The following is a 14110-nucleotide window of genomic DNA, read 5'->3' as shown; positions in this document are numbered from 1 at the left end:
TCAGACGTTGGACACGTCGAAGGATTCCGCGGGCAGGCCGGCGCACCACCGCCGCCACATCACACGCAGTGCCCGTGTGGCACTTTCGGCGATGATCTGCGGCTGGAACATCGGCGATTGCTGGCAGCGCGCGCGCAGGCCCGAACGCAGCACGGCGAGTGCCGCGACATCCGAGGCCAGCGCGACACCGCGGCGTACATAGTCCTGCTTGTCGGTCGCGATGAAGTTTTCGAGTCCGACGTGAGACATTGCCGTCAGTCCGCTGCGACCGGGTACGGTCTGGCCGGGCATTGTGAGTGTCGGTACACCCATCCATAGCGAGTGAAGGACGGTGGTGAGGCCAGAGTACGGGAAGCTGTCGAGACAGATATCCACATGATGATGCTGCTGAAGATAGACCGGCACACTTGCACGCGCCTGGTACTCGACGCGCTCAGCCGCAATGCCGTCCTCAGCGAACCATTCGGTGAACTTGCCGCGGCTGCCGTCGCCCGGCATACCGCCGATCATCATCCGGGAGTTGGGTACGGCGTGAAGCAATTCGGACCACAGGGAGATCACCTCGCGGCGAATCTTGTCCACACGGTTGAAGCTGCCGAACGTGACATACCCTTTGTACATCGCCGGCAGCAGGTTGGGCGGCGGGCTCATCTGGTCCGCCAGAAACGGCGCGACCGCGGGAAGATACACGATCTTCTCGGTGAACTGGTTTCTGAACTGCTCGGAGGGTACCCAGAACCGGTCGGCGAGGAAGTAATCCACCGCGCTCAGGCCCGTTGTGCCCGGATAGCCGATCCAGCAGACCTGAACGGGCGCTGGCTTGCGTGCGAGCGTGAGCAGCTTGTTATTCGCCGTGTGTCCGGACAGATCGATAAGGATATCGATCTGATCCCCGCGAATCAGATCCGTCACGTAATCGTCTTTCTGACCGAAGAGGTCGTACCAGGTGCCAAAGAGTGTGCAAATCCGTTCCGTGACATGGTCGCGTCGCGGCGTATTCGAGTACGCGTACAGCGAGAGACTCGGGTCTTTGGAAAGGTGTATCAGTAACGGCTCGATAAAATTGGCGACCGCGTGGTGACAGAAGTCACCGGAGATAAAGCCGACCCGAAGTTGCCGATCGGGGTCTTTCGAATTGTCGTGCTGTGGCCAATGAGGCTTGAGCGGCCGCTCGAAGTGGTCGCCGAAGCGGATGTGTTCGGCAAATACTTCGGCAGGCGTGACATCTTCCCGCGCGGTGTAACAGAACGCCAGATTGTTGTACGAAAGATCGTGATCCGGATCGAGCTTGATGGCACGGCGGAAACAGTCGCTCGCTTCGACGAGTCGACCGAGCTTGATATAGAGCACGCCGAGCGTGCAATGGGCAAGCGCGGATTTCGGCGCTACCTGCATCGCCTTGAGACAGACCTCTTCCGCTTCCAGCACGCGCGAGAGAGACATCAGCACGATGCTCAGCACGCGAAGCCCTTCCAGATGATTCGGGTCCAGCTTTAACAGGCTTCTCAATGCTGCTTCAGCTTCGACGTGCTTACCTCTCGACTCATGGATCGCGGCCGACGCTTGCAGAAGATCGATGTCGTCTGGCCACAGCTTGAGAGCCGTGGGCATGTATTCCATCGTTTCGTTGTACTTGCCGAGGCTGTACAGGATCAGGGTCAGCAGCTTCCAGCCGAATCCGTGGCTGGGATAGCGTTTGACGAGTCCTCGCGCGGCGATGAGCGCTTCGTCGGTGCGTCCGGTGTTGTAGAGCGCGGCATAGCCCTCGAGTTCTTTTCTGTCTGGCACAGCCTCCGGCGCTGAGGACGAGGCGGCTTCGGGCGTGGGTCCGGATTCCGGTGCGGCATCTGCAGCCGGAGCCGTGTCCGCATTCGTGGAGGGCTGCGTCGGCCGGATCTTGTAGGAACCCGTCGTCGACATCGCCGTCATGATCGCAATCAGCTGATCCACTGCAGGGCCGCTCAGCCCTCGCTGCTGTCCCATCTGCAACGCCATCCAGGCCGCCTTCATCTGCCCGGCCTGCACCAGGGCGTCGACGTAATTGGCCCAATACTGCATCTTGTTCGGGTCGCTTCCCAACGCGCGCTCGAGGTAAGGCACAGCAGCCTCGGCTTGCCCCAGCCGGATGGCGATGACGCCCAGCTTGTGATTGGCATCCGGATGATCGGGATAGACGGCGAGTACTTCCTGCAAGGATTTGCCGGCATTGACGAAGTCCCGCTTCGCGTCGAGCGCCAGGCCTTCCTCCATCGCGGCGGCCGCCCGATGGTAGCGTTTGAGTTCGTCGTCGTACGGCAGGAGGGAAGTCGCTCTGGTAAGCGGCAACAGTGCCCCGGCGAGATCGCCTCGTCGCAGGTGCGCATAAGCGAGCGTTTTCCAGCCGTAGCCGTGCTCTGGCAGCAACTGCACCATCTGTTGCGCGAGTTGCTCGAAGCTGTCGTTGAGTCCCTTTGCGGAAAGCGTTTCGAGCGTCGCAATGAATTCGTTTGCGACCGCATCCATCGGTTCGGCGGCCGGTTCACCCCCAGACTGCTCCGGGGCGGCGGCAATGGCGTCGAATACCAGACCATGCTCCCGCGCCGATTCAAGCACCTGAGCTGCCCGCTCGCGTTGTCCTGCGAGAACCAGCGCATCGGCATAGGCGGCCCAGTAGTCGCGCCGTTCAGGGCACAGGGCAACTGCGGTTTCGAGGAAACGCAGGCCCTCCGCGGGCCGCTTCAGCTGGACGACGAGAATCCCGAGGTTATGGTTCACCTCCGGATGGTTCGGCTGGGTCTTGAGGATGGCGCGATAGAGCTGTTCCGCTTCCGGGAACTGCTCTGCTCGATGGTGGACCACCGCTATCTGCAAGTCGACATCGGTACTCATTGTTTCCCTTTCTGGCGCGTCCGAACAGTCGTACGGCGATCTTGATGTAGAGAGTCTAGAGATCTTCGGTTTCTGCGATCCGGCGAGTAAAGGGCAGATTTGCCCGCTTTTCGCGCCTGGTCCCGCCTGTTTCAGCCGTGCTGACGGAGGACGAAAAAAAGCCCGCGCGAAGCGGGCTTGAGGCGAACGAGCACGCCTGAACGACAGCGTGTTGTTGTTATTCTGTGATGGAAAACCCTAAGGAACAGCGGCTGTTCTATCTCCGCAGCAGCGCCATCCGTTGATACTGGCTCGCCGAACGGCTGCGCTGTATCGCCGCGTGATATTCCGTTTCCATTTCGTCTCGCGATGACCTGGCGTCTTGCATCAGTGCGTTGTCGAGAGACTGGATCCGGCGGATCAGTTCGAGCGAAGCCGTGGTCTGCTGTGCGCGGATCGACATCAACAACGGCGAGCGCACGTCGGCCAGACGCGATGCTTCCTGCCAGTCGGCGAGGCTCGCTGCATGGCCGATAGCGAGAGTCAGTTCGTAGACCCGCTCGACGAGCTGGGTCTGGTCCATATCGTTGCGTTCTGCCGTCATTTAAGGGCTCCTTTACTCCGAGCTTGCGGTCGCCATGGCGCCCGCGCTGTTAGCACCGCCGAACAACTGGGTCAGGTATTCCGAATCCGAGTTGGTCGTCGCCATCAGGTTGTTCAGCGCGGTGAACTCGTTGTTGTACTGCGAGGTCAATTGCGCCGTGTAAGCCGCCAACGCCGTCTGCTGGGTCTGAACGCTCGTCATGTCGTCGCTGAGCTCGGTCGAACGGTCGGCAATAACGCCGTTCGTCCCCGTGAACGCGTTGATGCTGGTGTTCAACTGCTCGGCGATGCCGTTCGTCCCGTTGAAAACCGACGCAACCTGCGCGGGATCGTTGGTGACCGCGTTGGTGAGCGTGGTCGTGTCGATCGTCAACTGGCCGTCCGATTGCAGCGAAATGCCCAGTGCGCCCAGCGTCGAGCCCCCGGTGGTGCCGCTCACGATATTGCCCAGCGTGGTCTGGATCGTGGTGAGCATCGAGTCGCCCACCAGTGCCCCGTTCGCGCTCGATCCGGCCGACGAGAACGACGACAGCGACGACATGGCGCTTACGACGTTGTTGTACTCCGTGACGAAGTTCTCGATATCGCTTATCTGGGTCGACGTGTCCGTTGCGACGGTGATTGTTTGCGTCGAGTTAGCCGACTCGGCTGCGGCGGCCGTCAGATTGATCGTCACACCGGACAGGGCCGACGTGATCGAATTGCTGGCGCTAGTGGCCGCGGTCCCATTGATCGTGAACTCGGCGTCTGCTGCTGATGTGTTCTGGGTCCATGCGATGCTGCCCGCGGAGGTGATCGACGACGAGGTACCCGAGTCGTTGCCCGCGGTCGACGTGACGCCGAGGCTCGATATCCCATTGTCGCCGGACACGTTGCTGACGCTGACGTTGATGACGTTCGATGCGCCCGTCGCCGTCGAACTGAGCACCAGGTGGGAACCGTTCGAGCCGGTGACGACGGAGGCCGAGACGGCGACGCCCGAGGTCGAGGCCTGACTGTTGATGGCGGCAGCGATGCCGCTCAACGAATCGTCCGATGAGGTGATATTGACGTTCATCGACTTGCCGCCGATCGACACGGCCAGCGTCCCGGTGCCCATGGCCGCTGCCTGGTCGGTGCTGAAGGCGCCTGACGACATGCTCTGCGAGGCTGCGACCTGCGACACGATCATTGTGTATGTGCCGGCCGCGGCGCCGGTGCCGGCAGTTGCCGTGATGCCCGTGCCGCTAGCGGTCGCGGTAAAGCTTGACTGCAGCGAGCCGTTGAAGAGCGGCGCGAGACCGATCTGCAGTTCCGACAACACGGCCGAGAGCGATCCGATCGCGGACAGCTGAGCTGTGTCGTTTGCCGATTCGGTTTCCAGCGCTGCTGTCTGACCCGCAACCTTCGCGTTGACGAGTGTCGACACGAGTGAGTTGACATCCAGCGAGGAATTGCCCGTCGAACCGGAAATGAGCGACTGTCCCGCTTCTGCCAGGGCCGCGGAGGCGGCGGCGGATGCGCTAGACGTCGCGCTCGAAATAGTTGACATGAATAAACTCCGTACGTGGCGTGGACCACGCGACTGGTGTCGTGTCTAAGGTGTCGGGTCCGTATGCGAGGCGGGAGGACAAGCCTCCCGTTTCAAATGCTTTCGCGGATGAGCCGGTTGGTGTAACGACCGGCTCACCCGCGTCTACTGCTCACGCTATTGCTAACTTACCGATTACTGCAGCAGCTTCAGAACTTGCTGCGGGTTGGAGTTGGCTTGTGCCAGCACCGAGATACCCGCTTGTTGCAGCACCTGTGCCTTGCTCAGGTTAGCCGTTTCTTGCGCGAAGTCCGCATCGGTGATCTGCGATTGTGCGCTCGACAGGTCGGTGGACTCATCTTGCTGCGACGTCGAGATGCCGGTGAAGCGGTTCTGTGCTGCACCCAGCGTTGCCTGAATGTTGCTGATGGTAGCCAGTGCGTTGTCGACCGTTTCCATCGCCAGGTTGGCGCCTTGCGTCGTGCTGATGTTGATCGCCGAAACCGACGTCGGTGCGTTGTTGACGTTGACGCTGTACAGCAGCGTACCGGACGTTTGACCGCCGCCGACACCCGTACCCGAAGCCGTGCTGCCGAACGTGCTGGTCGGCGTGGTGGCGAACGAGATGCCCGTGCCGCTGGTGGTGAACAGGCCGGCCGTCGCACCCGTCGTCAACTGGTTGCCGTTCTGGTCGACGAACTCGATGCCGCCGTTGCCGTTTGCTTCGACCGTAACCGAGGTGATTGCGTTAGCCGTGCCAGCTGCAGCGTCAAGGCCCGTGTCCGGATCGACGTCAATGCCCGAAATCGTGCCGAACACCGTGCCAGCCGCCGTCGTCGACGACGAAGCAGCCGCAGCAGTCTGAATGCCGGTCATTTCGCCGGTCAGGCTCAGGCCGTTGGTTGCGGCGGCGCTGGTTGCCAGCGAAAGCGACTGAATACCGCTGCTCGACGTCGTGGTCACGAACAGGTTCGAAACAGCCGTGCTCGACAAAGCCTGGTTGTTCTGGTCCGTGAACGTGAAGCCGCCCGTGCCGTTCGACACCACGTTGATTTGCGTGATCGCGCCAGCAGCACCGCTGGTGTTTTCTGCGCCGGTCGAGGTCAGGTCGAGACCCGTGATCGTGCCGAGCGTGTTGCCGGCTTGCACGAAACCACCACCCAGCGAAGCAGCCGACACACCTTGGCTCAGGTCGAGGGCAACGGTCTGCCCGACGTTGGAGCCGACTTGAACGTTGATCAGGCCAGCCGAACCGTTCAGCAGGTTGATACCGTTGTACGTCGTTTGCGAAGCCAGGCGGTTCACTTCAGCAACTTGCTGCGCCACTTCCTGTTGCAGGGCTGCCTGGTTGGTCGACGACAGCGAGCCACCTGCTGCCTCGTTGGCGAGCGAGCGGATCGTTTGCAGGCTTTGCGTGATCTGGCTCAAACCGGTCGAAGCCGTTTCCACCATCGACACGCCGTCGTTTGCATTCGACACGCCTTGGTTCAGGCCGTTGATTGCCGTTTGCAGCGTTGTAGAAATCGCCAGGCCAGCAGCGTCATCTGCCGCGCTGTTGATACGCTTACCCGACGAGAGGCGAGTAATAGCTTGCTGGAGCGCATCGCCCGAGCTGTTCAGGTTTTCCTGAGCCACCAGCGAGCTGATATTACTGTTAATGCTGAGCATGAAAATCTCCCAAGAGGCTGTTGCCCTAAAGTTACTGCCACGTTGACATGGGCGGTGCACTCGTTCATTGCTGGCCGCCTCTGAGCAGGATGTCGGCGTGAGAAAAAAAAACTTGAGGGACTTTGTTCAACTCGGACCTAATTGTCTTACCAGGAATTACGGTGCCGGACGGTCGAAAGCCGGTTTAAGCGGCCTGTTGGCAGGCTGTTGGCGCCGACGACGGAGGTTGAAAAGTCGGCGTATTCTTTTTCTTTCCAAATCGCATTCCCTGGAGAAATCATGCAAAGACGCAGGATTGGCAATTCGGAATTGCAGGTGGCGCCGGTCATGTTCGGCGGCAATGTATTTGGCTGGACCGCCGATGAGGCGACCTCGTTCGCGATCCTCGATGCCTTCGTCGACGCCGGTCTCGACTTTATCGACACCGCCGACGTTTATTCCGCCTGGGTGCCTGGCAATCGGGGCGGGGAGTCGGAGACAATTCTCGGCAAGTGGTTTCGCCGCAGCGGCAAGCGCGACCAGATCGTGCTGGCTACGAAGGTGGGCAACCACCCGGAGCGCAAGGGTTTGAGCGCCGGCAACATCCAGGCGGCCGTTGAAGATTCGCTGCGGCGTCTGCAAACCGATTACATCGACGTGTATTTTTCGCATAAGGACGCGGCCGATACCCCGCTCGCCGAGACGCTGGGCGCCTATCAGCGCCTGATCGAGGCCGGCAAGGTGCGGGTGATCGGGGCGTCGAACTACAGCGGCGCGCGTATCCGCGAGGCGCTGGCGGTGTCGCGGCAGCACGGTCTGCCGGAATACCAGATTATTCAGCCCGAATATAATCTGTACGACCGCGAGGCTTATGAAACCGATCTCGAACCGGTCATTCTGGAAGAGCACCTCAGTGCGGTCGTGTATTACAGCCTTGCAAGTGGCTTTCTGTCGGGCAAGTACCGTTCGTCCGCGGACCTGGCGAAAAGCGCGCGTGGCGGCGGCATCAAAAAGTATCTGAACGAACGCGGCACGCGCATCCTCGATGCGCTCGATACCGTGGCCGACCAGCACGGCACCACGCCCGCCACGGTGGCGCTGGCATGGCTGATCGCCCGTCCCAGCGTGACGGCGCCGATCGCCAGCGCGACTTCCGTGCAACAACTCGAGAGCCTTGCGGCGTCAGTCCACCTGATGCTGACCGGCTCGGACATGCGTCTGCTGGATGACGCAAGTGCCTGGCGGAATGGCTAAAATGGTGGTAGGCACGGTATTTTCCTGATATCATCGGGAGTGAATTGAGATCTTTGCCTGTTTCGTGGTGAACTCCCCACCTCTCTTTTCCGGCCTCCGTGGCCGCTTTGCCTTTCGTTTCGTTCATGGTTTCGTTTGCCTGTTATTGGCCATGTTGCGAAATGACCGGAGGCCGGCGCGTACGTGGCACACACCACTGCGCAATTACCCGTATCCAGCGATTTAGTTAGGAATTACATGACGACGATTCTTCTGAAGGAAAACGAGCCGTTCGAAGTGGCGATCCGCCGCTTTCGTCGCGCAATCGAAAAGAATGGCCTGATCGCAGAACTGCGTGAACGCCAATCGTACGAAAAGCCGACGACGGCTCGCAAGCGCAAGAAGGCCGCTGCTGTGAAGCGCCTGCACAAGCGCCTGCGTAGCCAGCAACTGCCGAAAAAGCTGCACTAAGCACGCTTTTCAAGCACAGCCGAACGGCGGTGTGAGCTTCGCAAGAAGCCACACCGCCGTTTTGTATTTGGGCGAGCAATTCCAGCGAGGCTTCCGAGGATGTTTCTGGGAAGCCTTATGGCGGCTCAGGCGGCGGTTTTCAGCTGCGCTGTGGACAAGCCGAACTGACGGGCAATCGAAACCAGCCGTTCCTGCCATTCCCACGTGCCGAATACGTCGTGCACGTTTTGTAGGCAACTTAGCAGGTCGATGGTGGCGGGGTCGAAGATATTGATATGGGCTCGCAGCAGCGCTTTCTTGAGTGCGGCCACTCCGACATCCATATAGGCAGGCACTTCGATCGGGGTTTTGCCGATATAGCGCACCGGAATGCCTTCCATTGCCGTCATATAGTCGCGCGGCTTGATAAAGCTGCCGACCGGGCAGCCACCGCAGTAACCCCGATAGGCTCCGCCGCCACGCGGCAGAAGTGCGGCGCGCCCCTGACCGTCAAGATGGCTGACGGCTTTGTCGAATATCTCCTGATACGTCAGGAAGTTTGGATTTTTCATGGTTGTTCTCCCCCTGCGTCTACGCGCAGCGGTCATTCATGGGTGGTTCAAGCGCAGTTGTTGTCCCTTCAATCGTTATAACGACTGAATCAGGTAAAAACGTAGCGGTGCAGCGCGCAAGTCCGCAATTTTGACACGATTCGAGAGATCTGCAGGTGGTGGAGTGCCCGCAAAGCCAAGCTGGGTAAGGCTGTGAGGGGGCGGCACGGGCGCGCTCAGGACTTTCCCGCAGACGCTGGGTTTTGCGTCCGAAGTGTGGCGAAAACCACACGAGGCCGGGGCGCAGATCCGAGACCGGCGACGCGCCTGGCGTACCTTCGGCCCCGGAACTCGCGGATGCGCCTCAGCCGGCCTTCCGCTTGCGCCCCTTTTTGCCGAGGGCGGCGCAGCGGGCGTAGCAATCGCAGTCGGTCTGATGGTCGTTCACCATGCCGACAGCCTGCATAAATGCATAGCAGATCGTCGAACCGACGAACTTGCAGCCGTAGCGCTTGAGTCCCTTGCTCAGCGCGTCGGAAATCTCCGTTGAGGCCGGCGCGTGCTGGTACGAGGTCCATTCGTTCTGGATGGGCGTGTCATTAACGAAAGACCAGATGAACTGCGCCAGCGACCCGTGTTCCGCCTGGATCTGTTGCACGGCGCGCGCGTTGGTAATGGCCGCTTCGATCTTGCCGCGATGCCGTACGATCGATTCATCGGCGACCAGCGCGTCGACATGCTTTGGCGTGAAGCGGGCCACCTTGTCGATATCGAAGTTGGCGAATCCCCGACGGTAGCCGCTGCGTTTGTTGAGGATCGTGGACCATGACAGACCGGCCTGCGCGCCCTCCAGTACCAGCATTTCAAAGAGATGTTGATCGTCGCGCGAAGGGACACCCCACTCGATGTCGTGGTAGTGTGCGAGCGCTTCGCTCGATACCCAGTTGCATCGCTGTGTCACGTTCCGGCTCCTGCATTTGATGTGTCGAAATCCCGGCGCGTCCGGGCTTTGCCAGCATAGCGGAACGCCCGCGCATCGCAAGCCGGCCGTTCGGCCAGTTGCCGGATTCACGCTGGTCTGCCACGCTATGCGGCATTCCGGTTCGGCAACTCTTTTCACCCACACTCACTTGATGAATACAGACCTCTTTCTGATCGGCGTCGACGGCGGCGGCAGCGGCACGCGTGTCGTACTCGGTGACGCCCACGGCCGCGAACTGGCTCTGGCGGCTAGTGGCCCGTCCGGCCTGGGCCTCGGTATCGAGCGTGCCTGGCAGGCCATCCTGGCAGGTTGCACCGAGGCTTTCCGGCAGGCCGGGGTCGCCCCGCAATGGGAGCGTTGCGTACTGGGCTGCGGACTGGCGGGATTCAACAACCCCGACTGGCTTGCTGCGTTTCACGCCCAGGCGCCGAAGCTAGCGGGTCTCGCCGTGGAACACGATGCCTACACGACCCTGCTCGGCGCGCACGGCGGGGCGCACGGTGTCATCGTGGCGCTTGGCACAGGCAGCGTGGCTGCCGCGGCAGATGGTGTCGGCGAGTACCGGATCGCCAGCGGTTTCGGCTTCCCGTCTGGTGATGAGGCAAGTGGTGCCTGGCTCGGCTTGCGCATAGTCGTGTACGCGCAGCAGGCGCTGGATGGCCGCGCGCCGCTGGATGAACTGGCCCAAGCACTGCTCGAACGGGTGGGCGCGCAAGATCGCGACGGCCTGATTGTCTGGCTTTGCAACGCCAATCAGACCGCCTACGCGAGTCTCGCGCCCATCGTCATCGCGCATGCCAGCCATCCCTTCGCCGCGCGCCTGCTCAAAGAGGCCGGAGAAGAAATTGGCAAGATGATTACAGCGCTAGACGCGTCCGGAGAGCTGCCGGTGGCCTTGTGCGGTGGCCTCGGCCAACCGTTGCGCGACTACGTACCGCAGCATTTACAGGCCCGGCTGCGCGCGCCGCTGGGCGATTCGGCGCACGGTGCGTGGCAGCTTGCGCAGCAGGAAGCCGCGCGGCTCGGTTTGAATCTGGCGGGCTAATCCGGGGAAAGCGTCGCAAGCAACGATAAAATGGCGCCTTCGATGCTGCCGGCTGCTCACACCATGTACCAAGTCATTGCCACCGATCTCGACGGCACCCTGCTCGACGGAGACCATCAACTCGACCCATTCACCGTTGCCACGGTTCGGCGGCTGGAGGCGGACGGCCTGCAATTCATCATTGCAACCGGCCGCCATTACCGCGACGCGGCGGGCATCCGCGATCTGCTGGGCATCCGGCCGTACCTGGTCACGTCAAACGGCGCGCGCGTGCATGCGCCGGACGACACCATGATCTACGGGGACGATCTTCCGCCCGCCACCGTGCACCGGCTCGTGCAGCCGGAAATCGCGGGCGCGCATGGGCGGGTGATCGTCAATCTGTTTGCAGATCACGATTGGCTCATCGACCGGGACGCGCCAGAACTTTTGCGTCTACATAAGGATTCGGGCTTTAGCTACGAAGTGACCGACCTGCGGCGGCATCACGGCGAGGGCATTGCAAAGGCGCTCTATATTGGCGAGCCGGCCGATCTCGCACCGGTCGCGGCCAATCTGCAACGCGAGTTCGGCGACACCCTCTATGTCACCTACTCGCTGCCCGATTGCCTTGAGGTCATGACATCGAACGTGTCGAAGGGCCGCGCGCTGAAGTTCGTGCTCGACCGCCTCGGCGTAGAGACCGGCCGCTGTATCGCCTTCGGCGACAACATGAACGACATCGACCTGCTCGAAACCGCTGGCCATCCGTTCATGATGAAAAACGCCAACCCGGATCTGATCACACGCTTGCCGAACGTGCCGCGAATCGGCAACAACTTCGAAGCAGGCGTCGCTCGTCACCTGCGCAAGCTGTTCGCCATGGACGATGAGCTTGCCTAATGCACTGCATCTGAAGCCGCCGCGGGCGCCAACGCCGCGCATGGGCAATCCGTAGACCGCCCATTCAGCCCTTCTTCGCTATGCTGGAAGCTCGCACGCGGCGAGCCGCCCTGCCAGTCGAGCTTCACGATATAAATACTGTCGAAATCGTCGCTGTGCCACTTCGGCACGTCTGCGGCGTTGCCGCCATGAGCGCTCACCATCTGGCGCACCAGCTTCTCGATCAGTTTGTGCTCCCATGCCACCACCACCAGCTTGTTGCGATATGCCGGATCGATCAGCGTGGCGCCGAGCCGGTCTATCTGCGTCAGGCCATAAGGCGTTTGCACCGGCATCTGGAATTGGATGGCGGTGGGTTCGATGGTGGCCAGCGGGCGCACATAGTAATAAGGATGGCCACCGTCGTTTTTCTGCTCGCCCGGATCCGGCGCGAAGATCGCGTCAGGTTTGCCGAACTTGGCGGCGATTACCGCGGGCAACGCTAGCGCCCGGTTAAGACCTTGGCAATTGAGCTGACCGAGCCCTTGCGCGGGCTTCTCGCCGTGACGGACAAACACCAGCGTTTCAACGGCGGTGCCGGCCGCCTGGCTGCTGGCCGCATGCGCGGTGACGGGCAACATGGCGGTGCCACACGAGGCCGCGAGCCAGAATGCGACGCCTTGCAGGAATCGACGGGAACGGTTCATCGGGAGCCTCTTTGCGAGCCGTGTGAAAGTCGGACGATTCTAGCAGTGGCGCTACGCCTTGCCGCGCGTCGCTCGCACTGAGGGCCGCCTGTGCGTAAGGCCGTCCGTAAAGCAGAAGCGGGCGCCACAGCGCCCGCTTTGCAGATAGATTCGCCCTTTGGCGCTACGGATTCGTCAATCCGCCAGCGCAGAGCGCGACTCGAGCGGCGCACGGCTTGCCGCGACAACCGGATACACGAGACCGGCAATCACAGCGCCGAGGATCGGCGCGACCCAGAACAACCAGAGCTGGTCGACAGCTGCGCCACCCACGAACAGCGCCGGACCCGTCGAGCGGGCCGGATTGACCGAGGTATTGGTGACTGGAATCGAGATCAGGTGGATCAGCGTCAGGCACAGTCCGATGGCGATCGGCGCGAAGCCAGCCGGCGCGCGCTTGTCGGTGGCGCCGAGAATCACGAACAGGAAGAAGCCAGTCATGACCACTTCGCAGATAAACGCCGCCATCAGCGAGTAGTGGCCGGGCGAGCGATCGCCGTAGCCATTGCTGGCGAAGCCGCTCGACACGAGGTCGAAGCCCGGTTTGCCGCTGGCAATCAACGACAGCACGAAGGCGCCGAGTACGGCGCCGACCACCTGGGCAACGATATACGGTACGAGGTCACGTGCCGGAAAGCGGCCCGCCACGGTCAGGCCGACGCTCACCGCCGGATTCAGGTGACAGCCCGAGATATGGCCGATGGCGTAGGCCATGGTCAGCACCGTGAGGCCGAATGCAAACGCGACACCGACAAAGCCGATGCCCAGCCCATGGACCGGACCGGCGAAATTGGCGGCGAGGACCGCGCTGCCGCAGCCCCCGAGGACGAGCCAGAATGTGCCGAACAGCTCGGCAGCGAGGCGCTTTGACAACTGCATGATATGGAATCCTAAAAAGTTTGACTTGCTGGAGGCGGTACATGGGTATTCGGGTACCCACCTCCGAGCGCCAAATTCTAGGGAAATATCGGCGAATCGGGTGTCAAGAATTGTCAATGTCGCCGTAGGCAGTTTGGATTATTTACCGATAAAGTCCGAATCGATTTAACAATTCATCGCTCTTTAATAATTATCAGACGATACCTCAATTGTGAGTATTACTGTCCATTGCGAAATTCGGTAATTACGGCTAGTCTGCGTCACAATGAGTTCTACAAAAAGGGAGTAGGGAAATGTCGCAATATGCAGAACTTAAGGCGCAGATCGCCAGACTGCAGGCTCAGGCGGACGAAGCACGACGCACTGAACTCGGCAATGTAATCGAGGAGATCCGCGGCAAGATTGCCGAGTATGGATTGACTGCCCAGGACCTGGGTTTTGCGGTTGCCGCCCGGCGCGGACGCCCGCCCAAGAAGGCGCCGCTGCCGCCCAAGTATCAGGATCCGAAGTCCGGTAATACGTGGAGCGGACGAGGCAAGCCGCCCAAGTGGATTTCCGGCAAGAATCGCGAACGCTTTCTGATCGAACAGGTTTAGTCGCGGCGGTTAATTGTCACGGCGAAAGCTTCCTGAAGGTTAATGGCATTCGGGAAGCTTAAGCGGCGAAATATGTATCAGATTTGTGCTGGAATTGGGCGGTAAAAAAGCCGCCTTTGAGAGGCGGCTTTTATGAAGATGAGCGGCTAATCGACGCGGT

General features: G+C 61.0%; 13 protein-coding genes. 5 read left to right on the top strand and 8 right to left on the bottom strand.

All coding sequences use genetic code 11. The annotated features are described in order from the left end of the window. From BUS06_RS02815 to BUS06_RS02800, 4 genes are all read right to left on the bottom strand, one after another. Complete coding sequence (locus BUS06_RS02815) at positions 1–2868, bottom strand: O-linked N-acetylglucosamine transferase family protein (RefSeq protein ID WP_074262894.1); 2868 nt, start codon at positions 2866–2868, stop codon at positions 1–3. A 256-nt stretch (positions 2869–3124) separates the two neighbouring features. Continuing rightward, positions 3125–3451, bottom strand: coding sequence for a flagellar protein FliT (gene fliT, locus BUS06_RS02810; RefSeq protein ID WP_254368724.1), 327 nt, complete (start codon positions 3449–3451; stop codon positions 3125–3127). Between the two features lie 12 nt (positions 3452–3463). Then, positions 3464–4981: a flagellar filament capping protein FliD gene (gene fliD, locus BUS06_RS02805; RefSeq protein ID WP_074262893.1), complete on the bottom strand. Its 1518-nt coding sequence runs from the start codon at positions 4979–4981 to the stop codon at positions 3464–3466. A 174-nt stretch (positions 4982–5155) separates the two neighbouring features. Continuing rightward, on the bottom strand, positions 5156–6628 hold the full coding sequence (locus tag BUS06_RS02800) for a flagellin N-terminal helical domain-containing protein (protein WP_074262892.1): 1473 nt from the start codon (positions 6626–6628) through the stop codon (positions 5156–5158). Positions 6629–6907: 279 nt separating this feature from the next. On the opposite strand from BUS06_RS02800, the gene BUS06_RS02795 reads away from it, so the two are divergent. Both BUS06_RS02795 and rpsU read left to right on the top strand, forming a co-directional pair. Further along, complete coding sequence (locus BUS06_RS02795; RefSeq protein ID WP_074262891.1) at positions 6908–7861, top strand: aldo/keto reductase; 954 nt, start codon at positions 6908–6910, stop codon at positions 7859–7861. 237 nt (positions 7862–8098) lie between these two features. Further along, positions 8099–8311 (top strand): 30S ribosomal protein S21, encoded by a 213-nt coding sequence (gene rpsU, locus BUS06_RS02790; protein ID WP_074262890.1) that lies wholly within the window; start codon positions 8099–8101, stop codon positions 8309–8311. A 125-nt stretch (positions 8312–8436) separates the two neighbouring features. Here the strand turns inward: rpsU and BUS06_RS02785 are convergent, their stop codons facing one another. Together BUS06_RS02785 and BUS06_RS02780 are read right to left on the bottom strand one after the other, a co-directional pair. Further along, the gene (locus BUS06_RS02785) at positions 8437–8862 is read right to left on the bottom strand and encodes a hypothetical protein (RefSeq protein ID WP_074262889.1); all 426 of its coding nucleotides are present in this window, start codon (positions 8860–8862) and stop codon (positions 8437–8439) included. A gap of 343 nt (positions 8863–9205) precedes the next feature. Beyond that, positions 9206–9802, bottom strand: coding sequence for a DNA-3-methyladenine glycosylase I (locus BUS06_RS02780; RefSeq protein ID WP_074262888.1), 597 nt, complete (start codon positions 9800–9802; stop codon positions 9206–9208). Between the two features lie 172 nt (positions 9803–9974). Between BUS06_RS02780 and BUS06_RS02775 the strand changes: the two genes are divergently transcribed. Both BUS06_RS02775 and BUS06_RS02770 read left to right on the top strand, forming a co-directional pair. Further along, on the top strand, positions 9975–10868 hold the full coding sequence (locus tag BUS06_RS02775; RefSeq protein WP_074262887.1) for a glucosamine kinase nucleotide-binding domain-containing protein: 894 nt from the start codon (positions 9975–9977) through the stop codon (positions 10866–10868). Positions 10869–10931: 63 nt separating this feature from the next. Continuing rightward, complete coding sequence (locus tag BUS06_RS02770; protein WP_074265873.1) at positions 10932–11750, top strand: Cof-type HAD-IIB family hydrolase; 819 nt, start codon at positions 10932–10934, stop codon at positions 11748–11750. Here the strand turns inward: BUS06_RS02770 and BUS06_RS02765 are convergent. After that, on the bottom strand, positions 11747–12436 hold the full coding sequence (locus BUS06_RS02765) for a histidine phosphatase family protein (protein WP_074262886.1): 690 nt from the start codon (positions 12434–12436) through the stop codon (positions 11747–11749). The genes BUS06_RS02770 and BUS06_RS02765 overlap by 4 nt on opposite strands. A 174-nt stretch (positions 12437–12610) precedes the next feature. After that, positions 12611–13354: an aquaporin Z gene (gene aqpZ, locus BUS06_RS02760; protein WP_074262885.1), complete on the bottom strand. Its 744-nt coding sequence runs from the start codon at positions 13352–13354 to the stop codon at positions 12611–12613. A gap of 293 nt (positions 13355–13647) precedes the next feature. Between aqpZ and BUS06_RS02755 the strand changes: the two genes are divergently transcribed. After that, entirely contained in the window at positions 13648–13950 is a 303-nt protein-coding gene (locus BUS06_RS02755) for an H-NS histone family protein (RefSeq protein WP_074262884.1), read from the top strand. Positions 13951–14110 lie beyond the last annotated feature (160 nt).

This window comes from Paraburkholderia phenazinium, assembly GCF_900141745.1.
GTDB classification, from domain to species: domain Bacteria; phylum Pseudomonadota; class Gammaproteobacteria; order Burkholderiales; family Burkholderiaceae; genus Paraburkholderia; species Paraburkholderia phenazinium_B.
The sequence above is the reverse complement of the archived record's forward strand: the minus strand, read 5'-3'. Positions and strand labels throughout refer to the sequence as shown.